Here is a 23,302-nt window from a genome sequence, read left to right on the forward strand (position 1 = left end):
GTTTAAGTAATCCAAAAAATTTTGCTAATTCAACCACCTGATATGAGGTAATACTGTGAAATTTCAAGCGTTCACTCAGGTTAAATGATTTGAATTTCGTTATAGCAAATTCCAGCTTCTTTTGCGCGGCTTTCTGCTTTTATATCCGGTTCAGTTTCTTTTCCGGCTCCACGACATGGATCGGGAACGTAATAACAAACTCAACCCCTTCGCCTTCTTCACTATTGATAGTAATTGTGCCGTTAAGAGCCTGAGTGACCAAATTGTACACCAGGTGCATTCCCAAGCCACTACCGCCTTGTCCGCGCTTGGTTGTAACAAACGGGTCAAATATGCGTTTGCGTATTGTCTCCGAAATGCCTCTGCCATCATCTTTATAGTTAATTTGCAGCTCATGATTTTCATTCAGAGCAACGGTGATATTGATATTACCTTGCTCGATGTCTTCAAAGCCATGTATGACCGAGTTCATAATCAGGTTGATTAAGATCTGATTTAGTGGCCCGGCTTTCGTTTCGATGGGTTTATCCAAGGCGCATTCAAAATGAATTTGATGTTTGAGCATCTTAAGCCTTGGTTTGAGAGAGAGTAATACTTCATCCATTAATTGTGGAAACAGGAATACTCGGTCTATCTCTGATGATTGATCGACAGCAACCTGTTTGAAGCTGGATATCAGTTCTGCTGAGCGGTTTAAATTGCGATAAATGATATTGAGGTTTTCTTCACCCTCGGTAATGAACTTCTCCAGGCTGCTTGCCTTTAGTGATTTGTTCTCAAAGTCTTCTTTAATTTTTGCTAACCTGTCCAACATCATGGTAGATGCCGTAACGCCAAGACCAATTGGCGTATTTACTTCATGCGCAACACCAGCAACCATATCGCCCAAAGATGCCATTTTCTCGTTTTCGACCATTTGGCGTTGGAACTGATGCAGTTTCTCTAGCGTTTGAATGAGTTCCTGGTTGGCTTCTTTCAGCGCTTGAGTACGTTGATTAACAGTTTCTTCCAGATTGGTCGCTAAATTACGATACTCTTCTTCTGCCTCTTTTTGAGCCTGAATGTGATCCTGAATTCGGCCAATCATGATATTGAAAGCCCGGATCAGAATATCTAACTCTCTTACCTGGGTTTTCTTGGCTCGCTGTGAATAGTCCTTGCGTTGCGCGATGATGTGAACAACTTGTACAAGGTTTTCTATTGGATCTGTGACCATGCGCTGTAAGCGCAAGGTGATAAAGAGACAGATGGTTAATACTGTGGCAATAACCAACAGCATGATAATGGCTGAATTAATTTGCAGATTATGTAGTGATTCGCCTGACATTCGAACATAGATGTAAGCGATAACATTACCTTCATCTGTGATAGGACGTATGACTTCAATGGTATTGTTTTCATCCATGACAGGATTGTGGAGTTCTTGAACTCGTTCGTACATCGCCTGTATTGGAGGTTGCCCCGCACGGTTATAACTGGCAAAAAAGCTGATTTCGCCATTGTCTTCAACGTAGTAAATATGGGCATTAAGAACGTAGTGAGCGGCGTTTAAAACGTTGAGTTTTTCTGTTTCAGCAATCTTATCGCCATTGAGTACACCTTGCCGAGCGTTTATGCCTAACATGACAGTAAGGGTGGTGGCTCTTTCCAGAAGGTGTTGTTTATAGGTAGTCATTTGAGAATAAAAGAAAATGCCGGATGTTAAAATCAAGGCAAGCGAAGCTATACCCATCACAACCCAGACGAATAATCTTTTAATGGAGAAAGAACGCATTTTAGACATGGGTTCTATCTACTACCCCTTTCATTTTGGCCTTCGGCGATTAACAGTGCAAAGCAGACATATTGATATAATCTGGAACAAAATGAAACAGAGTAAGATAAATAAGTGAATTTAATAATGTATTACCTACTTGAAATTTATCGTCAGGAACTATCGTTTAAAGAGTTTAGGTTAAATATCCAAAAATGACCGATTCAGAACTTTGGAAAATCTATCAGAAAATCGTTTTTTATTGGCATGAGGCAGAGCTGACAGATGGCGCTTTTGCCATTATTACCGCGTTTAATCCGCATGGTAAGCAATTAACCGAAGATGAGAATAAATCTGCTCATGAGAAGCTGAAACAACAATTGTTGAGAAACACCGGGTTGGTTTGTGAGATCTCGGGTTGTAGCCGCGATTTAAGTTATCAGGAACTCAGCTTTGCGATACAGGTATCCAGAGAAAAGGCAATGCAGCTGGCTAAGCAATGGCAGCAAAATGGATTTTATTATGTGACACAAGAGGGGCGATTATGGCTGGTTCCTTGTCTTTTGAATGGCATGGCAGAAACGGATATGGGATGGTTTAAAGACTATTTGGTGACGTTGCCCTAAGCTACAACCCTAATGAAAAAGGCAATCTATCAAACAAGAACAATTAGTTTTATTTGATAGATTACCAACATGGTTTAAGCAGACAGCGCTAATTGATACAGTTCACTATATTGCTTTGCTGCTTCCAGCCATGTGAATTTAGTATGCATAGCTCGTTGCTGCATAGCTCTAAATTTCTCAGGGCTTTCATATCGGTACAACAAAGCTCGATAGACGCCGTTTAACAAAGAACTGCTATCAGGATGCTCAAAAATAAAGCCAGTGGCTTGATCGGGGTTATCTTGAGGATCGATTACCGTATCTTTCAGACCGCCAACGCCACGCACAATTGGGATTGTGCCATAAGCCAGACTATACATCTGATTCAAACCACAGGGCTCAAACAGGGATGGCATCATGAAGAAATCACTGCCGGCTTCTACCGAGTGCGCAAGCTTGTCACTAAAGCCTTCTTTGAAAGCGAGCTTGTCTGGAAACTGTTGAGCACATTGTTTCAATGCATCAGAAATAGAGGGATCGCCGGTACCTACAATGATGACCTGAACTTTGTGCTGCAATAAATTCCATAGGGCAGGCACCAGATAACCAAACCCTTTCTGTTCGGTTAAGCGGCAAACCAAGCCTATAACTGGAATGCTATCATCCTGTGGAAGCTGAAATATAGCTTGTAGTGAGCACTTACATTTGCTTTTAAGTTCCAGAGAGTCACTATCATAATTCGCTGCGATATGTGGGTCTTTTGTGGGATCCCATTTCGTGTAATCACAACCATTTAAGATGCCAGACACATCACGTTCCCGGTACTTCATTTCACTAAACATATTATGGGAACCTAAAGGTGTTAAAAGCTCATAGGCATAGTGAGGGCTTACTGCATTAATTTTATCAGCGAATTCGATGCCAATTTTCAAAAAGTTGATGGCGCTATGATGGTCGAGTCGATGCTTAAGCACTTCGTAGGGATGTAAGAACGGAATTTGAGCAAAATTATGAATGCACTGATAAGCGCCATTATGAATGGTAAGTAATGACTTGCTCTTATTAAAGAAGCCGCTATTATCCTGCTTCATAAAGAAAGGCGTTAAAGCCGTGTGCCAATCGTTGCAGTGAACAATGTCGGGTTTGAAGTCGATGGCAATGCTCGCGCTTAGGGCTGCCATAGAGAAAAAAGCAAAACGTTCAGGGTTATCCTGATAGGCATGATAACCATCGCTATAGATGCCATTTCTGTCGAAAAACAGTGGCATGTCTATGCCGTAGATAGTTAATCCATGAAAACTCATTTCCCGAATTGAAAATGGGTAATCACGATCATGAGCATGCAATTCTTGCTTATCTGCAATGACCGTGGATGTTATCTGATCAGCAATATGTTTATAAAATGGAATGATTATTCTTACGTCATGGCCTAATGCTGCCAGTTCAACTGGTAAGGCTCTGCCTACATCTGCCAATCCCCCTGTCTTAACCAGCCCCTCAACTTCCGAGACAACAAAGAGAATGTTCACTAATAACCGATCTCCATCATTTTGGGAATAACAACAATACCTTCATCGGATACTGTCAAACCTCGAGACTTATCCAACTCCAAATCCACACCTATTTGAGTGTTTGGAGCAATTTTAACGCCCTTGTCGGCGATAACTCTATTCAATACGCAATTCTGACCTATGTCACAGGTTCCGAGAAAGATGCTCTCTTTCAGGTGAGAACCTGCGCCTACCTTCACCTTAAATCCCAATACCGAACGTTCAACATGAGCTCCGGTAATCTCACATCCAGAGGCAATCATGGAATTAATTATCGTACAGTGATTGCCTTGCGCGTCTGCCATGATATTGGCAGGGGGCACTGGCGGATGGTAGCTGCGTAAAGGCCACTTACTGTTATATAAATCAAATTCTGGGGCATCAGCCAATAAATCCATATTGGCTTCCCAGAAAGAGTAAATAGTACCTACATCTCGCCAGTAACTCTGGTTCGCCGTGGGAGATTCGCCCGGGATGATATTTTTATGGAAATCATAGACATAAACGGGCTGACCATCGCCGCACATCTTGGGAATAATATCGTGACCAAAGTCGTGGGAAGACATTTTATCTGCAGCATCTTTGGTTAGGTAGTCATAAAGCGCTTCGCTTTTAAAGACGTAGTTACCCATTGATACTAGCGCCAAATCGGGTCTACCTGGCATGGTTTTGGGGTTTTCTGGCTTTTCCTCGAAACCTATCATGCGATAGTTTTCGTCAACCTCAATCACGCCGAACCTTCCCGCAGCTTCGCTAGCTAAAACCGGGATAGCACAGACAGTGAGTGCCGCATCCATCTTCTCATGGAAGCGAATAACCTGACGTACATCGATTTTATAAATGTGATCGCTACCAAAAATACAGACATTGTCTGGCTCATGAATTTCAATGAAGCGAATGTTTTGGTAGATAGCGTCTGCAGTCCCTTCATACCAACGTTTACCCATGCGCATCTGAGCGGGGATAGCATCAATGAAGTTACCGGTCAGTCCAGATAAATACCAGGCTTGCCTTAAATGAATATTAAGGGACTGGGATTTAAACTGAGTAAGGACATAGATTTTCAGCAGATCTGAATTAACGAAGTTATTCAGAACAAAATCAATTAACCTCAATCCACCAGCAAAAGGTACTGCTGGTTTGGTACGCGTTTGCGTTAAAGGAAACAAACGGGTTCCTGCTCCACCCGCTAAAATTACGCCAAGGTTGCGAGACATAGATCGCGCTCCTGTCAGTCAGTGGTTAAGTCGAGTTCAGAGTAGTCAGGGTAGAAAGCGACTTCGTACCACCCAGACTTAATAGTCAACATGACTTTTCTGACAAATTCAACCAATTTAATGGATGTGTTTTAAATTGATGTGACGAACTGGATCTCTGGTTCACTTTAAGGGGGTAATTGGCTATTCACATTAACGGTTGTGTGATTGATAAACACTAAAGCGCGAGTTTTGATTAATCACTTCAACGTTACCAAAATGAGCTTGTAGTAAATCCGGATATTTCAGGAATCTATTGGCTACGAGGCGCAATTTGCCACCAGGTGTTAAATGCGCTTTGGCATCTTTAATGAATTGCTCCGTAATAGAATAATCAGTCTTTATTCCACTATGGAAAGGCGGGTTACTGACAATAACCTGAAACTTGCCTTCTATTTCTGCCATACCATCACTTGCAACAATTTTGGCTTTATCTTCACTGATATGATTGCTTGCGAGATTCCTTTTGGCACACAGCATGGCGAGGCTGTTTATATCGGATAGTGTCAGTTTCAGTTGAGGATGGTGTTTTGCGATGTAAGTGGCTATTACACCATTACCGCAAGCAAAATCTAATACTCTGTTACCCGAAGACAGATGGTTGAATAATCCATCAATATCTTGCAGTAATAACTGTGTTCCTTCATCCAAAGCATCGGCACTAAAGGCACCGGGTAAGGTTTCAAAGGTGAGCTTGTTTGTGTTAGCCGAAAAAGAATAACTGTTCACCCAATCGGTGGAGTTGAATGATTTAGCGGGTTCTACGAGTTGTGTTCCCAGTAAGGTGCAATGTCTGGCACTATCGATTTTATTGAAGTTAAAGCCTATTTTACTCAGTGCTTTGTCCGCACTTTTAATGCCGCTTTTATTGTCGCCAACAATGAGTAGATGCCCTTGGGCTTTGATTTTTGTAGCGATATGCTGGCATAACATCAAGCCATGCTGCTTGGATTTAGGCCAGTAAATAATGGCGCCATCAAAGCTTTTCTCATCATCGTAAAAAGCAGAGAAGATGTGTTGGCCATTTGCTGTTTTTCTGGCACTTGATTTTTGGGCACTTAAGTAACAATCGTAAAATTGGTGAAATCCGACAACGGTGTCGCCAACATGGGAGAAGATCTCATCGTCCGTAGCATTGACCAGAAGCCAAGCGCCAGTGTTAACTAATTCTTTATTACGTAAGATGACTTCGCTCTCGGGGCTCAACACTTTTATTCACCTAAATATTTTAATTGGAGCGCTCAAACAACAGATCCCACACACCATGACCCAGGCGTTCACCACGTACTTCAAATTTGGTGATAGGGCGATAGTCAGGGCGAGGGCAGTAGGTTTTATCTTTTGAAAGATTGTTAAAGCCATCAGCTTCGGACATCACTTCCAGCATTTGCTCAGCGTAATGTTCCCAATCAGTCGCCATATGGAAAACACCGCCAGTATTAAGTTTTTGACGGACTAATTGAGCAAATTCAGGCTGTACAATACGGCGTTTGTGATGACGCTTTTTGTGCCAAGGGTCTGGGAAATAAAGCTGGACTCTATGAAGAGAGTCATCAGGAACACAATGTTTCAGCACTTCTACAGCGTCATGTTCCATCACTCGCAGGTTTTGAATTCCCGACTCATGAATATCTGCAATACACGCACCTACACCCGGCTTATGTACTTCGATACCAATATAATTGTGGTCAGGATCCTTACTTGCCATTTCAACAAGGCTTTTACCCATGCCAAAACCGATCTCAATAATGACAGGATTGTCGTTACCAAAAATGGCACTGAAATCTAAAAAAGCATCCTGATAATCAATACCTAAAGTCTCCCACCAGGACTCGATCGCCGCTGCTTGACCTTTGGTTAATCTACCTTCGCGAATAATAAAGCTGGTGACTTTACGAAGTTGAATGCCCGCTGCTTCTGCTTCTTCTTGAGACTTGTACTTGCCCACTGAAATTAGAACCTGTAACCGTAAAAATGTTATCAAAAAATAATGCTGCGGTATTATCCTGTGAATTTGAAATAACTCAAGCTTGGCTTGAGGTTGCTGGTTCATTACACTGGCGCAAATTTTCAGTTTGGTAATTATCGTTTGTCAGTTCAATCGCATCCTAAAGACACAATCTCTAACGCCATTTTGCAATGGTTCGACAAATATGGTCGCAAAGACCTTCCCTGGCAGCACAACAAAACGCCCTATTCCGTTTGGATTTCGGAAATTATGCTGCAACAAACTCAGGTTGCGACTGTGATCCCCTATTACCAGAAATTTATGGCGCGTTTCCCTGATATTCAGGCATTGGCGCAAGCGCCTATTGATGATGTTCTTCATCATTGGACTGGCTTGGGTTATTACGCCAGAGCGAGGAACTTGCACAAGGCCGCTTGCGTAATGCAGGAAGAATATAACGGTCAATTCCCCACAGATATAGAAAGTGTTATGGCCTTGCCCGGTATTGGTCGTTCAACCGCAGGAGCAGTGTTATCGCTTTCCCTTGGGCAGTCACATGCGATTTTGGACGGAAACGTTAAGCGCGTATTAGCTCGATACTACGGCATTGAAGGGTGGCCTGGAAACAAGACAGTGGAAAACCTGTTGTGGGAGCAAGCTATTCATAATACGCCCGACGAACGGGTCGAAGATTACAATCAAGCCATGATGGACATGGGCGCGACGCTCTGTACTCGTAGTAAACCCAGATGTACTCTTTGCCCAATTGTTGAGAATTGTGCTGCTAATGAACTGGGAAGACAGAGCGACTTTCCGGGCAAGAAACCCAAAAAAGAAACACCAGTAAAGACAACCTTGATGCTTTTACCTGTATGGAAAGGAAAGGTGTTTATGTACCAACGTCCGCCAAGCGGTATTTGGGGGGGGCTTTGGAGCTTTCATGAAGTGGCAAACAATGAAAGTATTGGTGAAGAACTTGGAAAATGGGGAATTCACCAATATCACTCTCAAGAGTTAAAAGGTTTCCGCCATACTTTTAGTCACTTTCATTTGGACATCACCCCAATTTTGATAGAAATAAATGAAGAACCCCAAGGCTCAGTACAAGACTCAACCAATATGTGGGTTGATTATAATGACATGCCTAACTTTGGCTTATCTGTGCCAGCCTCTAAATTACTGGATGTGATACGCCAGCAAAAACATCTACAATAACCCTATTAAAGAAAAAAGAAGAGAACCTGAAATGAGCCGCACTGTACATTGCCATTTTTACGACAAAGAAGCCGAAGGGTTGGAATTCCAAATTTATCCGGGGGATTTAGGCAAGCGCATTTATGACAACATTTCCAAAGAAGCCTGGTCAGAATGGCAAAAGCGCCAAACCATGCTGATTAATGAACATAAACTCAACATGATGGATCCTGAAGCCAGACAATTTTTGGAAGAACGAATGCAAGCGTATCTGTTCGATAGAAAAGAACCTGAAATTGAAGGTTACACGCCACCGACCAAGTAAATTAGGCTGAAAACGAGTTAAAAAGGTACAACCTGGCGAAATTACCAGCAAAGAAAACAAGCTATTAAAAAATGTGTTGACTTGCCTTTCGATAACTCGTTTAATACGCACCCGCAGAGGCAGTAAGCTTAAACAAGCAAACTTCCAAAGCAAGCACTTCTAAAGTGCCCAGATAGCTCAGTCGGTAGAGCAGGGGATTGAAAATCCCCGTGTCGGTGGTTCGATTCCGCCTCTGGGCACCATCTTTCTTAGCTTCCAGACGATTCCAAATTTTAATTTCCCTACGTTCCTACGATTTCCCTACGGAATTCCTACGTGTTTTCGCTCCAACTTTGGAGTTAGTCCCCTATGCTAAAAATTTCTATGGGCTAGAAACGAAAAAACCGAGCTAAAAGCTCGGCTTCGTGGCTAGCCTGAATCAAGATTCAGGAAGACATATTTTGAAATCTGTCGTTGGCGCGTTCAGATTTAAATTTCAGCTTAATTCTGGCTGAGGGGTATCCCTTTGTCAATCAAAAAGTCTTCCGATTCCTTAATCCAATGCTGGCCAGCTAGCCCCGCCCATCACTCGTAAATCTTTACCAGTTATCCATCCCGATAAATGTCTGGTTGTAAAACTGTCGGGCGAGTGAGGAATGGCGTGGGTGGTAGGAAATGTGACGACTGCGCGTTGTTCTGCAAATAGTACCTACAGTGGGTTCCAGCAATAGGTACGTGGGAGAATTGTCGAACCATTGGGAGCGTAAATTGGGGTAACCCTTGCGTTGTTAAACTTGGTTTGGCGCAGAATCCCGCTGGGTGGCGAAGACATCACGGTTTGGCGAACCGTGGCCAATAATCTGCGCAACGCTTGATGCGTTTTCCAGGCAGGCGTCCGACTGGAAGCGATGACCGGCTCCATACGAGCATATCGTTCAGTTGGTAAGGCATACTGGGGATTGAGTTCCTTAGGGCTTGTCTTGCCAACATTCCGCTCAAACCCCACCACCGAGCATATAAAAAATTTAGAGTGTTGCTTGTTATTGTTACCACGAACTGCGTGGTGTGATTTAGTGTGGTAAATCTGGTGTAGTCGTTGTGTGTCAACCTGTGGGCAATACTTGCTTGCAAGTTTGTCCATCGGGTTGTCCACTTACGAATGCACAGTGTTTTCCACACGGTAGCGGCTTGCCGCTAAAATCATGCCTTTAAGCTGTGAGTTAGAATCAAAATCATTAATATTGACGATGAGCTTTAGTTATGACTCCTAAAAATTCATCGGGCTTTCTTACTATTATGTAGTTGATACCTTTGACCTTAAAAGTTTTTCTAGCCTTATAAAGGCTCTCCTCCGCACTACACTCAATGAAGTTATTTTTGATACTATTGTGTGCAATCACATCCGAAAGACAATAATCGGAGAGGCTCACTAATAAACTTTCATTATCTTTTTCAACTTTTGATGTAAGGAAGGTATATAGGTGTTGTTTTTCTATTATTGAAACGGGATCTTTAGATTCATCATGGCAGATGAAAAATCTTTTACTTGGTAGAGTTGATAAATTTGTGTCTACGGGAATAAGAGCGAAGTCATTGTCAGCTCTTTCAGAAAAATGAGGCTTATCTTCACCTCTTGCACTTGGAGATGTGCGGAGTATGGAGTTAACGGTTGAATGATGCCTAACCCAATCTTTTGTATCGGTGCATAACCAGCCAATTGTATCGATAATTTCTGTGTGTTGTACCGAGATATTTAGTTTGTGGATGGGTTCATGATGAGCTATTCGGTTTCTAAATCTATTTATATTTTTGATATTGTGTTGAAACTCTTTTCTCGTTTTAGCGACATGTGGAAGCAAATCAACCATGCTTGACTGCCAAAAATCCCTATCATAGTCATCTCTGAACAGGTTAGACCAAAAATCAAAGGTAAGTGTAGAAACAATATCAGGAGTTGTATTTTTAGGACTCCTGGCAATAGCTTTTGTTAAAGATGCTGTACTTTCTTGGTTCAACTTTGAAAGGAACTGATGTTCTGTGTGCCAGCCTTCACCGAACCTGGTTTGGAATATATCATTAATGCGATTTCTTAACGTAACTTCCAGAATATGAAGCGGAAAAAGAAAAGCCTTTGCTAATCGAGCATTGTACAAGTATAGGTTAAATGCGTAGGTTTTATCATGGCCAGCTTTGAGCAAATATGGCTTGAACCTTTCTTCAGAAAGGCTTAGTTCAATTTGTTCCGCACAGCCTGCATAATCATATCGTTCTTGACTTTCTGCCATTTTTCCATCATATTTAGTGGTGAGCAGCTGGTGTAGCCCTTCTAGTATTGCAATATAAAAATGCTCTACACGCGCTCCCAGCAATCAAATTAGAGCCCCGAGACAGACAATGGTCCCTCTCGGGGTTTCGCTTTTCTACGGCACTAAAAAGTATTTTATTCAGTGTTTATCAAAACCTAAAGAAATATTTCTTTTTCTTTTGCTGCAACACGCGCTCCCAGCGCGGTATCCATTCATCCTTGAATCTATAGCTGTAGTTTGTCGAAATTATGCGGGGAATCGTTCCAAACGATTCCTGTTAGCTTTTAGCTTTTAGCTTAAATGGTTTAGCAGGGCGGCGCATATCCTTATATTTAAGATCTGTTGCTGGCAGCTTCCATGCTGCCAGGTTAAGTATGGAATTATTATTTTTGAGTTGGGAGCAATGTAATTGAATTAGGGTAATAGGGTATAAATAACCCTAATACCCCATTATTAATCAAAGCTATATCGATTTTGACCAAAGCTTGCACTGTAAGGTGTGGGAAATTCGGATGTTCATTATCTTGGACAACTGGATCGGAGTGGGTTACTTGTTCAAAATATTGGACAAGTAAAAATGGGCTATTCGAACTCTACTCCAATGTAACCTAGCTGGTTTTCCAAATGTTTGTCTGCCAGTCGATAAACATGATCGCGTTCTTGGATAAAGGCTGCTTTAACTTCTTCTATTGTTGGTGTGATGTAATGGCCATCCGTATCTCGTCTTTTAGATAGGTGCTTTTTTACTCTTTGGTATATGCGCTCTAAAGCAAATTTCTCATCGACGTATTGGGCCAGTTTGTCATACAGCCCTCTTTTTAACAGCTCTTCTCTATGTTGATTAGCCGCATTCTGGTATTTTCCCATATCGCACCTGAAATCATTATGCCCATATATGTAGTCTTTTATTTGGCGACAAAATATTTCAAAGTTGTTTTCAACATGAACTTGATGATAGGGAAAGTATTGTTCAAGTGGAAAGTCATCAGAGAGCGGGTCGTACTTAAATGATGAGAATTTATCAACATACTTCTTCTGTAAGCTGGTCGCTAACCCAAGAACCTCATAATCCTTCAAGTCATGGGCTATTTGAGTGAACATCCTGATATACAAGTCAAAAGACGTGTCTACTTCTCCTTCAAGCTCAATATTCATCTGTATGAGTTTACCCATGACGTACTTACGATAATCGAATTTATTTTCATTCATATGCTTAATTTCAGTTAGGTTTTTACATGGGTTAGTATACTAACCTATATGGAAGGGCCCTAAATGCGGCTTGAAACTTTTTATTTAGCAGGGGCGATATAATGAATGAAGATTCGGAGTATCTAAAAAGAAAGCTTTATGCAAAAGAACACTATTTAGAAGGTGCCGTCGAGTCTCTAGAGCGAGTGGGGAGGTACTGGAATGGTTCAATTGCTAGAGTAATGGTGAAGCCTCTTCAAGAAGCTATTGAAGAGGAGGGATATGAAGTATTTGTAAGAGAGATCCCGCCGATTTGGGAGCATGTATTCTATTTGGTCGACAATGTCGAGGCTGATTATTCAAATAAGTTAGAGGAAATAGCTCTTAGAAGGTCAGTACAGTTAGAACAAAACATTTCTAAACCGTTGCTGGAGGAATAAGTAGTTTGGATACTTTTGTATTGGTATTGGATGAATCGGGAGCTAAAGGTTACTCGAATAATCAAGAAGTGCTAGAGAATGAATTTGGCGTTATGGCTGGCTTTATTTTTTCTGATAAAAATTTGAAGGGAAATTATTGTGCGTGTGTGCAAACATTTTCTGATTTTGCTTCTGAAGGAAAATTGCATATTACTGAACTAAGTCCAGATAAACAGAAACAAGTTAGAACGAAATTCTTCGAAGTTATGCAGGCTACGCGACTAAATTGGTCATATGAAGCGATAAAAGTACAAGGGTTATATGAGTCTGAAAATATCCGTATACCGAGTGAATTCACTGAAAAGGTTTTGCTTCATGAAAGGCTTTTCATAGGTTTAGTTCTGAAAGTTGTAAACGAATTAAATTCCTCTGAAGAAAAAGAAATTAAGTTAAAAATCATCACTGATAATATTGACCGCCCTATCGTTGAAAGGTTTTGTAAATCAATTGATGAAATTATTAAGCTTTTAACTGACAAGAAACTTGTTTATCAATACAAAAAGTCAGATCCAATAGCAAAGAAGTCTCAAATTCATCAATTTGAAATTAATGTTGACTATAACAAGAATTTTATTTCTATCGGTAAGTTTGATTATTCGATTAAGTCGGAGGATAGTTGTTTAACTTTTATGGCTGATATATTGGTAAATTCGGTTTATCACCATTTGAAGAAAAAATTAGAATCCGATCCTGACTTGCAGTTAAATAGTTCGAGCGCAATACAAGGGTATCCCTTAGCAGAACTTGTTGGCGGGTGTCGAGATGAAATTGAAGGAGAAATCACATCATTTTCTGACTTTCTATATCGCAGAGAGGCACCAAAAGAATAGGTCGGAACTAATTCAATTCAACTAATATGTACTAGCTCAGACCTGATCTGACAGTTACCCAGTTTTTCTGGTGCCAGTGTCAGATTAGATTTGAGCCAAATTCTTTTCAGCCCAAACCCGTTTTCCATCAGTTAATGTTTCCATTGGTGTTCTACCGCAGCACATTTTACCCTGATGAGTCCGTTCATTGTTGTAATAATCCAGCCAGTCGTCCAGATCTTTCTGCAACATTTCCAGAGAATCGTAGAGCTTTTTACGGAACGTCACCTGATAAAACTCATTCAGGATAGTTTTGTGGAAGCGTTCACAGATGCCATTGGTTTGTGGGTGCCTCGCTTTGGTTTTGGTGTGGTCAATATCATTAATTGCCAGATATAGCTGGTAATCGTGCTGTTCAACCTTCCCACAATACTCCGTGCCTCGGTCAGTTAAAATCCGTAGCATGGGAAGCTGTTGAGCCTCGAAGAACGGTAATACACGGTCATTCAATACATCAGCCGAGGTGATTGGTGTTTTTGTTGTGTAGAGTTTAGCGAACGCAACTTTGCTGTAGGTATCAACGAACGTTTGTTGATAGATCCGGCCAATGCCTTTTAAATTCCCCACATAAAATGTGTCCTGTGAACCAAGATACCCAGGGTGATGCGTTTCAATTTCACCACACGCTTCATCGTCTTGCTTTTTCTTTTCCAGTGCAGCGATTTGGTCTTCGCTCAGAATAATACCTTCCTTTTCTACCTTGTTTTCCAGTGCTGACAGGCGTTTTTTGAAGTTCTCCAAGTTATGGCGAAGCCAGATAGAACGAACTCCGCTACCAGATACAAATACACCTCGTTTACGCAATTCGTTGCTGGTTCTCGCTTGCCCGTGCGCCGGAAACTCGACAGCGTATTTAATGACTGATTGCTCAGTTTCTTCATCAACACGATTCTTGAAATTAGGAGTTCGTCTGGACTGACTAATCAGTGAATCAATTCCACCTTCTTCTACCAGCTCCTGATAACGGTAAAATGTATCTCGCGATACGCCCATGACTTTACAGGCCTTCGATACATTACCGAGCTCTTCTGCCAAATTGAGTAAACCTGCTTTGTGTTTAATGATTGGATTGTTAGTATGCAACATGAGAGTTACCTTGTGTTTGTTTAATAAAGATTCGACACCTTTATCAAACTGGGTAACTCTCAACTTTTCAAGTAGATGTGTCAGATTAAGTCGAGACTAATACAACTAATACGTTGTAAATGTACTATCTCAAATAAGTTTCAGTAATTGATGCTCTGAAATGCCCCATTTCTTGAGAAACGGTTTCCAGTGCGTCTTTATAGTGAAGTCCTTGTTTTTTAAGTTCGTCCATCCGTTCCTGGGCGTAGCTATGTCGGACACCGTGAGCCCCAGTTGACCAGCCTACGGCTCTTTTGGAAGCTTCAGTAAATGAGTTAGACCAGTTTTTTCCTCCACCAATGTTGTAGTGTGTTTCGTAATTGATGTTCCGGTCTTTCACTTTCACCGGTTCATCCAGTCTTAGCTTTTCTAGTTGTTCTGAAAGTTTGCCAGAGATAAGCACTTCTCTAACCAAGCCTCCTTTACCAATTACGGTGTATCGTTCTCCGTTTCTCCCTAAGAACTTAGTTTCAAGTATCGGTTTGTCGTCTCGTTTATCAGCGTTGCGTTCATTTGCAGGTAGCAATGTAAGTAGCTCATGGGCTCTTAGCCCTGCTGAATGAGCTAGGGCTGTAGCGATTGAGTGTTTTGGTGATTGGTGTTCGGATACCATTTCAGCTTGGGCTGGTGTATAAGCTCGGGAATTTAGAATCTGCTTTTGTTCAGATTTAACGATTTTGAGCTTTTCGTTTTCCTGTAATTTATGGGTGACATGTATCATCATGGCTTGAATTGCTTGCCTGTCCATGTCTAGTGCCTTTTGCCCTACTTCTTCGGATCGCGCGTCTAAATACTGAATGGCTTTCTCTATGGTCAGTTCTCGTAAACTTCCTTGTTTACTGTCCGCTAACCAGGTAGAAACGTTCTTTAAAGATTGCTGGTAATTCCTTGCTGTTCCAACAGATTTTATTGCTGTTGTCTGGAGCACTTTCATTACTGAAGCTGCTTGTTTATTTGGAGAGGCAAACTTAGCCATTCTTTTGAACCCACTTCCAAACCGTTGAATAATGTACTTTGCAGCGGTTATTTCGAAGAAAACGGTGTAAATCGGTTATGGGATGCCCTTTTTTATAAAGTCCTAAAAGGGTGGAGCTAAATCTGTCTAATCGTGACTTTTTAGCTGAATAGTATTGTCTGCGGTTTTTACGTTTTAGCTCTTTAAGTTTGTGAGACTCTTCTTCAATATTAAATTCCCTCATTTCTGTGCCCTCTTTATATCTAGTCTTTTCAGTTGGTTACCACGTAAGAACACCTGACTCATGCGAGTTCAGCGATATTAGCGGTTAGCTAACACCTATTCGCCCCTGTTTTAACTGTAACGTCAGCTTTGGTTCGGACTGTTCTCACCAATTACGAATCTAAATTTAAAGAGTGGATTAATCTCTAACCGTTAACGCTGGCTAAACGTTTTTGAAGGTTTTCCTCCTGTTTTTAAGTGTTAAAAATAGAATAAAACGGAATACAGAAATCCCAAGGATTTGCAGTAAAACCATTGATTTAGATATAAAGGTACGTCTTCGCTCAAAAGAGCAAATTTCAGTCACGTTGTACTCAGGTTGACCTGAGTAGTCATTTTGAAAAGACTACCGCCAATGTTGTAAACAACACCTGGTAGTTAGGCATGAGCCCCGAATCGAGTTCGGGGAAAGGGTTCCGGCTTAAACCGGATAAGGGTCCGATTTACCTATCGGAAAGGGGTCTGAATTATCAGAAAACCGAGTAAATCTTATTCGCTGAAATATGCAATTGCAAGCTATGAAAAGACTATGTGGCTGTTCAAATTTACTGTGATGTTTTTACCAAATTGCCCACGAAGCTAAGCCCCACGCTATGTCCAACGCATTTTAAATGCGCGGACATAGCGTGGGGCGTGATGCAAATATTTTCGGTGAATTTTTATCTTGTTTGGGACGGGATTTACTGCCAAAATTATAGCGTTGGTTCTAAAGATCATACCCGAACCAACGCCTCCTCTGAGTTCTTCTCTAAGAGAGGTGATCTTAATTCAATTTAAAGGTGCTTTGTCCGGCGGCCTCGCTCTAGCCGTGGATAGTGGCACCTTCATTTCAGGTTTTAAGATCACTTGGAGAAGAAATGAAAAAATTTATCAGATTAGTTGGCATATTCGGTTTGTTGTTCGCCGTAGTATTTGCCGTTGCAGGTTGGATTGTTTTTAACGCTAATCTCGCAGACTTACACAACGTTTATTCTTTTACCTCATCACTAAGAAGTGAAAATCTAGCATGGATAACCAGAGCTGTATTTTTCCTACTTCTAGTGATTTATATCCCCGCCTTTATACAAAGATATCAAGGAATCCAGCTGACCAGTAGTTCTAAGACGGTAATTAGAATTCAGTTGGCGTTGATTTTATTACTCGTTGAGCTCTTGATCATTCAGGACGGAATTATTCAATTCTTTAATCTCTCAGTGGGAGGATAAGAAATGGGCGGAGGTTTAGTTGTTGGCTCTTATTTAGAGCTGTATACCCAGTTTTTGGGTTGGGCTGTATATAACAATATTTGGTTCTTGATTAAGGAGTCAGGGTTAATCTGGATTCCCTTCTTAGCCATCTTGTGGGATGGTTGGTTATCTAGCCTTGAGAAGAGTTCGTTTGAGTCTGTGGCAGCAGTAAGTTTTAGAAAGATTGTCATGGGGAATGTTGTGGCAATGTTTGTCATGATTTTTGCAGCGGAGCCGGTTCTACCTTTAAACCCGTCCATAGTGAAATTGAACAAACCAGAGTTGCAGGTGTTTGGTTTGGGTAATGTGCTTGGTAGTGGTGAAGTGACGGTCGGGGATACGGGCACTACGTATGATAATGCATTTTCAGAAAGTGTTGATCTAGTAGAGGCTCAGATACCTGATTTGGGAATTCCTGTTCTGTGGGCTCATGTGATGAATTGGGGCAGTGGTTTTAGTTATGCGTTAATTGCTGGCTTGCCAAAAAAGGAAGACTTACGATTTTTACAAAATTACATGCAATCAGTGTTCATCGATGATCCTATGTTATCTAATGAGGTAAGCCGATTCACGGCAGAATGCTATGCCCCTGCAAGAGCCAAGTTTTTTAGAATTAAAGACCAGATACCAGCCAGGTTAAACACGGAGATGGTGAATGATATTTTGCTCCGATATCCTAATGACCTAAATTGGATGGGTTCAATGGTACTTTCCAAATCACAAGGCTTGTATGCAAAGTCAGAGAATATGGGGGTTGTTTCTGACGGCTATAGAGCTCGGAATCCAGTGGAAAGATTTATTGATGATGATGAATCGAGAGGAAGACCATACTGTGATGAATGGTGGGAAGAACTCAGAGGTTCAATACTGAGTATTGCCCAATCTGAGTCTTTTTTAGGTAATGGCGGCGTTTCAAATTTCGATGTATTGAATGAAATTATATTAAACTCCTTTGACGTTGCAGCCAGTGAATATGTTTCTCTGAATGAAGTCACTGAAAACTACATTGTTGAAACCTACCTCAAAAACACTCGTCAACGCCTGGATATAGTTCACGATGATTTGGCTTACTTAAACACTTCTTATACACCATATGGTGATCCTGTCAGCTCTGGGTTGGCTTATGGAGTGAAGGGATTCTTGTCTTTTCTTGGTAGCGCGAAAGAAGGAGCTGTTTGGTCGGTAAAGTTCTACACAATTTTATTAGCTTTACCAATGATCCAGGCTATCGTTATTTTCAGCTTTATCATTTCACTTCCGTTTTTACTGATATTTACAAAGCTTGGCGTAAAAGGCGTGGTTTATGGGTTTTTAGGATTCTTTTCTCTGAAGCTATTAACTGGACTTTGGGGAGTGGCCAGCTGGTTAGATACAACACTTATCGCGGTAATGTATCCTGATGAATCAGCAGTTGGTGCATTCCTCAGTGGTGCCAATAATGATGGAACAGAAAGAATTCTCCTGGATATGATGACCACAGGGATGCATATCGTATTACCAATGACGTTCCTCTACATCGTAACCGTAGCCGGTTTCCAAGTTGGCAATGTGATTAGCGGTTCTGTTCAATCATCGACTGATGCTTCCGCAAAAGCTGGTAGCACTGGGGGAGAAATGGGAACCAATGCTGCTCAGCAACAGATATCAAATTTTAGAAGAGGTTAGTAGTTTATGTTTTGGCAGAAGGCTTTCGATGGAAAGCCTAGCCTTATATAGCTTGGGAGAAAAATCGTCTGTTGTCATTAATACACCAGAGCATGCTTCCACACTTGCTTGCAGAGATATCTTAATAAGTAGTTTGTATTTCAAAGTTTCTCATTTCTATCATTCGATAAAAATAATACTCGCAGTATAATTGAATTCTAAGTAAAAGCGGATAGAGCACAAATGTTCATTAATAAGCCGTTTGAAATTCAAATTACCCAGAAATAGGAATATTGATGAATAGTGATGCCATTACATGGTTAGGAACTGTAATAACTGCAATAGGAACAGCGGTTACATTGTGGCAAGCATATAAAGTTAAACGTTATAAAGACCAAGTAGCATTCGATCTTAGAAAAATATCAATTTCAGAAGCTGGAGAAATACTGAGAAGGGGGCAGGAGGATTGCCGAAGGCTTCTTAAATCAGGTAGCCGCGGTCAAAACATCACTAATATTTGTGACTCTGTCCAAGAACGGCTGGATCAGGCAATGAATAGATTTAATCAGAAGTCTCAAGATTCGGATATAAAGGAAAAATTATCATTGGCAAATAATTTATTGCATGAGGTGAGACTGGGAAACAAAACGAGCCGAAATAGTAGCGACCTTCATGTTGCTTTTCAAGAAGCAATTCAACTGTGTAACGAGCGTCTAACGGAAATCAATTAAGAGAAAACAATGTATGAAAGATTTAGAGTTACAGATCAATAAACTTAAGTATCAAATGAGTTTAGTGGGTGAATCTCTTGATTCCCGTGAACACCCTATTGCAACCCTTGTCATAGCTATGGATTGGGACGATAAAGACTTAGACCGAGCGCACGACATATTCGAGAAGTTTGAAGGAATAATTGAGTCGGGAGAGGAACCTAACTGGAACGAATTCGAGCATGATTTTAACCAGCAGTTTGGGATAGGATATCAGACATTGAAAATGGTAGTGCTAGCCTTTCATCGGAACTTTCAGTGGACTCATGTTTGTGAAGTCTATGCTAATGCGAAGGAATGTATGGAGTTTCACGAAATTACGAGACCCAAAAGTTTTTAGCTAGTGCATTTTACGGTTGTTTTTCCTCAGACCTTTAAATTAGTTGTGAATGCGAGTTTTATTAGTTTATAAGGAATTCATGTGGCAATCCAAGACAATAATCCAGAAAGACGTAACCTAATGATTATGTCCTTAAGTATTATCGTTTTCTATCTGGCTGGAGGAGAAGTTACAGATCATAACATTCGACTTCAGATCGTTAATGTTCATTTTACTAAGCCAGAAATTTTAGGTTATTTTGTTTGGATATTACTCGTGTGGTTTGCTTTTCGCTACTGGTTAGTTCACCAAGGCTCATGGGTAGAAGAGCATTATCGAGATTTGGCAAATATTCCTAAGTGGCTTTATGAACATCATGCGATTAAAAAGTTAAACCTTGGAAATGATTATTCGAACTCGTATTACGAAGACAGGCATTGGATAACTATTAATGTTAGTTGGCAAGGAATTACTTTATCCAGATTATTCAAAAACGAAGATGGTACTCAGGGAAGAGAAGACTATGAAGTTAAATCACCAGTACGACATATACTGATGTTCGCCGGAACGGTCTATATATTATTTAAAAAGCCTAATTTGACTGGCTACTTCGCTCCTTACATTCTATTTTTCGGTGCAATTTGGATAGGGTTAAGTCATGAGCTATAGGCAGTCATAAATTATCTCACTATTGCTCCAAAAGGTATGCTAACGGCCTGTTTCTTATGGAGGAGTTAGGTGTACAAAAGGGGGCTTAATTTATGCCTACAACACTTTCAGATATTGTCGATACAGCAGTAAAAATTGGTTTAGGTGCCCTCATTTCGGGTGTTGCAACATATAGTGTTACCAAGCTAAATCATGACAAAGATATAGAGAAGTCAAAACAGAATAGGAAGAGAGAGCTATTGGAAGATGTGTCCTCGCAAGCTGAAAAGTTTTCTACCTCTGTATTAAAATATTGGGCATATATGGTTGAGCATGTCCGGTATGTTGAGCGTGAAAAAAGTACACCAGATGGTTTAGATGCAAGGATTGATGGGGCGGCTAAAGAGCTATTTGATACATTTACTCATTTAGCTAGCGCCGAGGGCAAGCTCATTTTAATTGGTGCAGAGAGAGCCCAAGAACTTATTCGAGACTATGGTGAGTATGTTAAAGAATTTCGTCGAAAAACTTGGCAGGGAAATTTATCATTATTTGAGGCAGAACTAGAGGATTACCGTTCGGAAATACTTTTAAAGAGTAAAGCTCTTTATGAAGAGCTTCGGTTTTGGTATTCAAAATAAGCTTAGTTTAGATTATATGGTCATCTTGTCTTTTGATATCCGAAGTGTTCAGGCCAGTACCTGCTTTACCTGTTGAAAGATCAATATGAGTAGGGCCGCATTTTGTTCCGGCTCTCCAGTTGGAGTCGTTTGATTGTTTTGTTCCTGAGGTAGGAGCGATGATATCTAGGACTAGATTTATTAGGTTTTTAATCACTACTTTCTCCTTGAACCAAAGAAAGACTAAGCAGGATGGCATCGAGTACCACCCTGCTTTTTTTAATCTTCGCTCTATTCATTCTCTCTTCAATAAGGCACGAAGGCGATTTATTTCTAAGAGAACACGACCAATTATATTTCCAGAGTGTAAAAATACAACAGATAAGTCGATTTATTTGGGGGTTGAAAGTTGCCTTTATAGAAAATATCCGCAAAAACTAGGAATTCTGTTGAAAATAGGCAGAAAAACCGATATCTATAGAAAAATGAATTACAAGGATTTTTGCACCATGAGTATGGTGAGTATCTTAAAGTTGGATTCGAACTTTAGGAAATTTGGGATTAAAGCGAGTGGAATTCCCGCTTCTGAGCGTTCGTTATGCTCCTTTCAATTTTAATGTCACTTTTATAGTGATATCTCCTCTGGTTTCTATAGCCAGAAGCCTTCGTGCATGAACAATTTCTTTAATTATTCTGGAATGCTATTGCCAGCGTTTAAGTGTTGCTGGTGATGTGGAGGCATAATATGGCAAATCAAAATGGCCAAAGCATGTTTTTAACTGCTGACGAGGTATCACAGTTAACGGGTAGACGCCAAAAGTCGAAGCAGGTTGAGCAACTTCAAGCGATGCAAATCCCTCATACGGTGGATTGTTTCAACCGCCCGAAGGTTCTTCGCTCTGTTGTACAAATGGGACTTTGTGGCATGAGTGCTGTCGGCTTCGATAAGTCCGCAGAAAAACAAGCTAAGATAAATACATCCCCAATGCCACAGTAAGAAGGAGGGGAAGTATGTCTAAAACTGTATTACCCAAAGGAATGTTTCTAAATAAAAAATCAGGTATTTACTATTTGCGCAGGGCTAACCAAAAGGATCTAAATTTAGGGAAAAACTACCAGCAGGCGTTAATAAATTATTATGCCTGCTCTGATGTGGATTTTCGTCCAAAGAACGTGGCCGATATGATCGCTCGCTATATGCAAGAAGTGTCGCCACAAAAAGCAGAAGAGACACATAAATCCAATCTAAAGTCTGCAAAGTTCTTGAATCATCATCTTGGCCACTTAGTGCCGGAAAGCTTGAACCCTCGAATCTGCCGCCAATATCTACTCGAAAGAAGTAACAACGGTGCGCCAGTTAGAGGGAACCGGGAAATGAGTTTACTTGTGGCTATTTGCACTGAAGCAATCGATTGGGGAATTTACGATTTCAATCCAATAAAAGGAGTAAGGCGCAATAAGGAAGAGCCTCGTGACCGAGAAGTAACCCTGGAAGAAATTGTCATCTTCAAAAAGTTTTGTCCTGAGTGGCTTCAGGAGTATGTGAATATAAAATTGATGACCGGCATACGCCAGGCAGATTTATTGAAGCTGGATTCGACCAAACTTCGCAAGAATGGTTTGTTTGTTAAACCAGGTAAAAAGGGACGTAAGATCGAGTTTGAATATGAAGGTGCTTTAGAGGCCTGTATTAACAAACTCAAAGAGTTAAATGGATATGCTTTGCATAAGTCAAAGAGTGGTATGGAAAGAGTGCCGCTTAGCCGTTGGTTTCTGTTTGCGACTTCAGACAGAAGGAAGCTAAAAGCGTATACGCCTGACGGTTTCAGGACAATGTGGCACAAGGCTATGAAGAAGGCTTTGGAAAGTGGAGAGTTGGAAGAGCGCTTTCAAGAACGGGATTTGAGATCTGTAGCTGCTGATTTATGTGAAACCTTGGAAGAAGCTCAAGTTCTTCTAGGCCACATGGATTCAAGAACGACTCAGCGCCATTACCGTAGAAAAACCATGAAGGTGAAGCCAAATAAACTAAAAATTTAGACAAGAGAGTGTCTTGCAAGTAACAGGAAATTGTGAGAACTTCCCATGTTGAATTAGTATGTATTGGCGGGGTAACCCGCTGATACAGTTACAAAAAGCGAAAACTTGTTAATTAACTGCGAAACCTGTAGGAAACTACAAAGGTAAAATCGTTTAAAAACAGTAGGTTAAGTTATCGCTGGAAGTCGATTGAAAATCCCCGTGTCGGTGGTTCGATTCCG

22 protein-coding genes and 1 tRNA gene are annotated in these 23,302 nt (G+C 40.9%); 14 read left to right on the plus strand and 9 right to left on the minus strand.

The features are described from left to right. Positions 1 to 139: 139 nt before the first annotated feature. Positions 140 to 1,783, minus strand: a complete 1,644-nt coding sequence (locus KIH87_RS01725; RefSeq protein WP_232359818.1) for a sensor histidine kinase — start codon at positions 1,781 to 1,783, stop codon at positions 140 to 142. A 185-nt stretch (positions 1,784 to 1,968) separates the two neighbouring features. Here KIH87_RS01725 and KIH87_RS01730 point away from each other — a divergent pair, with 185 nt between their 5' ends. Continuing rightward, positions 1,969 to 2,379, plus strand: coding sequence for a DUF3293 domain-containing protein (locus KIH87_RS01730; RefSeq protein ID WP_232359819.1), 411 nt, complete (start codon positions 1,969 to 1,971; stop codon positions 2,377 to 2,379). 74 nt (positions 2,380 to 2,453) lie between these two features. Here the strand turns inward: KIH87_RS01730 and glgA are convergent, their stop codons facing one another. The 4 genes from glgA to trmB all read right to left on the minus strand — a co-directional run bounded on the left by glgA (position 2,454) and on the right by trmB (position 7,112). Continuing rightward, positions 2,454 to 3,887, minus strand: coding sequence for a glycogen synthase GlgA (gene glgA / locus KIH87_RS01735; protein WP_232359820.1), 1,434 nt, complete (start codon positions 3,885 to 3,887; stop codon positions 2,454 to 2,456). Continuing rightward, a complete protein-coding gene (gene glgC / locus KIH87_RS01740; RefSeq protein WP_232359821.1) occupies positions 3,887 to 5,125 on the minus strand; it encodes a glucose-1-phosphate adenylyltransferase in 1,239 nt (412 codons plus the stop codon). Before glgC ends, glgA begins: the two co-directional genes overlap by 1 nt. Positions 5,126 to 5,317: 192 nt before the next feature. Beyond that, entirely contained in the window at positions 5,318 to 6,373 is a 1,056-nt protein-coding gene (gene rsmC / locus KIH87_RS01745; RefSeq protein ID WP_232359822.1) for a 16S rRNA (guanine(1207)-N(2))-methyltransferase RsmC, read from the minus strand. A gap of 19 nt (positions 6,374 to 6,392) precedes the next feature. After that, entirely contained in the window at positions 6,393 to 7,112 is a 720-nt protein-coding gene (trmB, locus tag KIH87_RS01750) for a tRNA (guanosine(46)-N7)-methyltransferase TrmB (protein ID WP_232359823.1), read from the minus strand. Positions 7,113 to 7,253: 141 nt separating this feature from the next. Here trmB and mutY point away from each other — a divergent pair, with 141 nt between their 5' ends. From mutY to KIH87_RS01765, 3 genes are all read left to right on the plus strand, one after another. Further along, on the plus strand, positions 7,254 to 8,327 hold the full coding sequence (mutY, locus tag KIH87_RS01755) for an A/G-specific adenine glycosylase (protein ID WP_232359824.1): 1,074 nt from the start codon (positions 7,254 to 7,256) through the stop codon (positions 8,325 to 8,327). A 31-nt stretch (positions 8,328 to 8,358) separates the two neighbouring features. Further along, positions 8,359 to 8,631 (plus strand): oxidative damage protection protein, encoded by a 273-nt coding sequence (locus tag KIH87_RS01760; protein ID WP_232359825.1) that lies wholly within the window; start codon positions 8,359 to 8,361, stop codon positions 8,629 to 8,631. Between the two features lie 166 nt (positions 8,632 to 8,797). Continuing rightward, positions 8,798 to 8,873, plus strand: a tRNA-Phe gene (locus tag KIH87_RS01765). A 972-nt stretch (positions 8,874 to 9,845) separates the two neighbouring features. On the opposite strand, the gene KIH87_RS01770 is transcribed toward KIH87_RS01765, so the two are convergent. Continuing rightward, a complete protein-coding gene (locus tag KIH87_RS01770) occupies positions 9,846 to 10,979 on the minus strand; it encodes an Abi family protein (protein WP_232359826.1) in 1,134 nt (377 codons plus the stop codon). 519 nt (positions 10,980 to 11,498) lie between these two features. Further along, positions 11,499 to 12,125 (minus strand): hypothetical protein, encoded by a 627-nt coding sequence (locus KIH87_RS01775; RefSeq protein WP_232359827.1) that lies wholly within the window; start codon positions 12,123 to 12,125, stop codon positions 11,499 to 11,501. 101 nt (positions 12,126 to 12,226) lie between these two features. On the opposite strand from KIH87_RS01775, the gene KIH87_RS01780 reads away from it, so the two are divergent. Both KIH87_RS01780 and KIH87_RS01785 read left to right on the plus strand, forming a co-directional pair. Further along, the gene (locus KIH87_RS01780; RefSeq protein ID WP_232359828.1) at positions 12,227 to 12,544 is read left to right on the plus strand and encodes a hypothetical protein; all 318 of its coding nucleotides are present in this window, start codon (positions 12,227 to 12,229) and stop codon (positions 12,542 to 12,544) included. 5 nt (positions 12,545 to 12,549) lie between these two features. After that, the gene (locus tag KIH87_RS01785; RefSeq protein ID WP_232359829.1) at positions 12,550 to 13,413 is read left to right on the plus strand and encodes a hypothetical protein; all 864 of its coding nucleotides are present in this window, start codon (positions 12,550 to 12,552) and stop codon (positions 13,411 to 13,413) included. Positions 13,414 to 13,497: 84 nt separating this feature from the next. On the opposite strand, the gene KIH87_RS01790 is transcribed toward KIH87_RS01785, so the two are convergent. Together KIH87_RS01790 and KIH87_RS01795 are read right to left on the minus strand one after the other, a co-directional pair. Beyond that, the gene (locus KIH87_RS01790) at positions 13,498 to 14,538 is read right to left on the minus strand and encodes an IS481 family transposase (RefSeq protein WP_232359830.1); all 1,041 of its coding nucleotides are present in this window, start codon (positions 14,536 to 14,538) and stop codon (positions 13,498 to 13,500) included. A 124-nt stretch (positions 14,539 to 14,662) separates the two neighbouring features. Continuing rightward, the gene (locus tag KIH87_RS01795; RefSeq protein WP_232359831.1) at positions 14,663 to 15,553 is read right to left on the minus strand and encodes a site-specific integrase; all 891 of its coding nucleotides are present in this window, start codon (positions 15,551 to 15,553) and stop codon (positions 14,663 to 14,665) included. Positions 15,554 to 16,671: 1,118 nt separating this feature from the next. On the opposite strand from KIH87_RS01795, the gene KIH87_RS01800 reads away from it, so the two are divergent. The 8 genes from KIH87_RS01800 (at position 16,672) to KIH87_RS01835 (ending at position 23,081) form a co-directional block, all read left to right on the plus strand. Further along, positions 16,672 to 17,019, plus strand: coding sequence for a hypothetical protein (locus KIH87_RS01800; RefSeq protein ID WP_232359832.1), 348 nt, complete (start codon positions 16,672 to 16,674; stop codon positions 17,017 to 17,019). A gap of 3 nt (positions 17,020 to 17,022) precedes the next feature. After that, entirely contained in the window at positions 17,023 to 18,705 is a 1,683-nt protein-coding gene (locus KIH87_RS01805) for a conjugal transfer protein TraG N-terminal domain-containing protein (RefSeq protein ID WP_232359833.1), read from the plus strand. A gap of 275 nt (positions 18,706 to 18,980) precedes the next feature. Beyond that, positions 18,981 to 19,415 carry a hypothetical protein gene (locus tag KIH87_RS01810; RefSeq protein ID WP_232359834.1) on the plus strand — a complete coding sequence of 145 codons (435 nt, stop codon included), beginning with the start codon at positions 18,981 to 18,983 and terminating at the stop codon, positions 19,413 to 19,415. A 13-nt stretch (positions 19,416 to 19,428) separates the two neighbouring features. Beyond that, the gene (locus KIH87_RS01815; RefSeq protein ID WP_232359835.1) at positions 19,429 to 19,794 is read left to right on the plus strand and encodes a hypothetical protein; all 366 of its coding nucleotides are present in this window, start codon (positions 19,429 to 19,431) and stop codon (positions 19,792 to 19,794) included. A gap of 81 nt (positions 19,795 to 19,875) precedes the next feature. Next, positions 19,876 to 20,442, plus strand: coding sequence for a hypothetical protein (locus tag KIH87_RS01820; RefSeq protein WP_232359836.1), 567 nt, complete (start codon positions 19,876 to 19,878; stop codon positions 20,440 to 20,442). Positions 20,443 to 20,534: 92 nt separating this feature from the next. Continuing rightward, positions 20,535 to 21,062 (plus strand): hypothetical protein, encoded by a 528-nt coding sequence (locus KIH87_RS01825; RefSeq protein WP_232359837.1) that lies wholly within the window; start codon positions 20,535 to 20,537, stop codon positions 21,060 to 21,062. Between the two features lie 724 nt (positions 21,063 to 21,786). Next, on the plus strand, positions 21,787 to 22,038 hold the full coding sequence (locus tag KIH87_RS01830; protein ID WP_232359838.1) for a DUF4224 domain-containing protein: 252 nt from the start codon (positions 21,787 to 21,789) through the stop codon (positions 22,036 to 22,038). Positions 22,039 to 22,052: 14 nt separating this feature from the next. Then, positions 22,053 to 23,081 carry a tyrosine-type recombinase/integrase gene (locus KIH87_RS01835; protein ID WP_232359839.1) on the plus strand — a complete coding sequence of 343 codons (1,029 nt, stop codon included), beginning with the start codon at positions 22,053 to 22,055 and terminating at the stop codon, positions 23,079 to 23,081. The last annotated feature ends 221 nt before the right edge of the window (positions 23,082 to 23,302 follow it).

The sequence above is a fragment of the Paraneptunicella aestuarii genome, assembly GCF_019900845.1.
Taxonomy (GTDB): Bacteria; Pseudomonadota; Gammaproteobacteria; order Enterobacterales; family Alteromonadaceae; genus Paraneptunicella; species Paraneptunicella aestuarii.

What these genes read in the sequence shown, in the direction of transcription:
- glgC (WP_232359821.1), bottom strand. Translation starts at nt 5,125, where the DNA reads ATGTCTCGCAACCTTGGCGTAATTTTAGCGGGTGGAGCAGGAACCCGT.
- KIH87_RS01805 (WP_232359833.1), top strand. Translation starts at nt 17,023, where the DNA reads ATGGGCGGAGGTTTAGTTGTTGGCTCTTATTTAGAGCTGTATACCCAG.
- KIH87_RS01730 (WP_232359819.1), top strand. Translation starts at nt 1,969, where the DNA reads ATGACCGATTCAGAACTTTGGAAAATCTATCAGAAAATCGTTTTTTAT.
- KIH87_RS01795 (WP_232359831.1), bottom strand. Translation starts at nt 15,553, where the DNA reads ATGGCTAAGTTTGCCTCTCCAAATAAACAAGCAGCTTCAGTAATGAAA.
- KIH87_RS01780 (WP_232359828.1), top strand. Translation starts at nt 12,227, where the DNA reads ATGAATGAAGATTCGGAGTATCTAAAAAGAAAGCTTTATGCAAAAGAA.
- KIH87_RS01810 (WP_232359834.1), top strand. Translation starts at nt 18,981, where the DNA reads ATGAATAGTGATGCCATTACATGGTTAGGAACTGTAATAACTGCAATA.
- KIH87_RS01790 (WP_232359830.1), bottom strand. Translation starts at nt 14,538, where the DNA reads ATGTTGCATACTAACAATCCAATCATTAAACACAAAGCAGGTTTACTC.
- KIH87_RS01835 (WP_232359839.1), top strand. Translation starts at nt 22,053, where the DNA reads ATGTCTAAAACTGTATTACCCAAAGGAATGTTTCTAAATAAAAAATCA.
- KIH87_RS01760 (WP_232359825.1), top strand. Translation starts at nt 8,359, where the DNA reads ATGAGCCGCACTGTACATTGCCATTTTTACGACAAAGAAGCCGAAGGG.
- KIH87_RS01830 (WP_232359838.1), top strand. Translation starts at nt 21,787, where the DNA reads ATGGCAAATCAAAATGGCCAAAGCATGTTTTTAACTGCTGACGAGGTA.
- KIH87_RS01800 (WP_232359832.1), top strand. Translation starts at nt 16,672, where the DNA reads ATGAAAAAATTTATCAGATTAGTTGGCATATTCGGTTTGTTGTTCGCC.
- KIH87_RS01775 (WP_232359827.1), bottom strand. Translation starts at nt 12,125, where the DNA reads ATGAATGAAAATAAATTCGATTATCGTAAGTACGTCATGGGTAAACTC.
- KIH87_RS01825 (WP_232359837.1), top strand. Translation starts at nt 20,535, where the DNA reads ATGCCTACAACACTTTCAGATATTGTCGATACAGCAGTAAAAATTGGT.
- KIH87_RS01815 (WP_232359835.1), top strand. Translation starts at nt 19,429, where the DNA reads ATGAAAGATTTAGAGTTACAGATCAATAAACTTAAGTATCAAATGAGT.
- KIH87_RS01725 (WP_232359818.1), bottom strand. Translation starts at nt 1,783, where the DNA reads ATGTCTAAAATGCGTTCTTTCTCCATTAAAAGATTATTCGTCTGGGTT.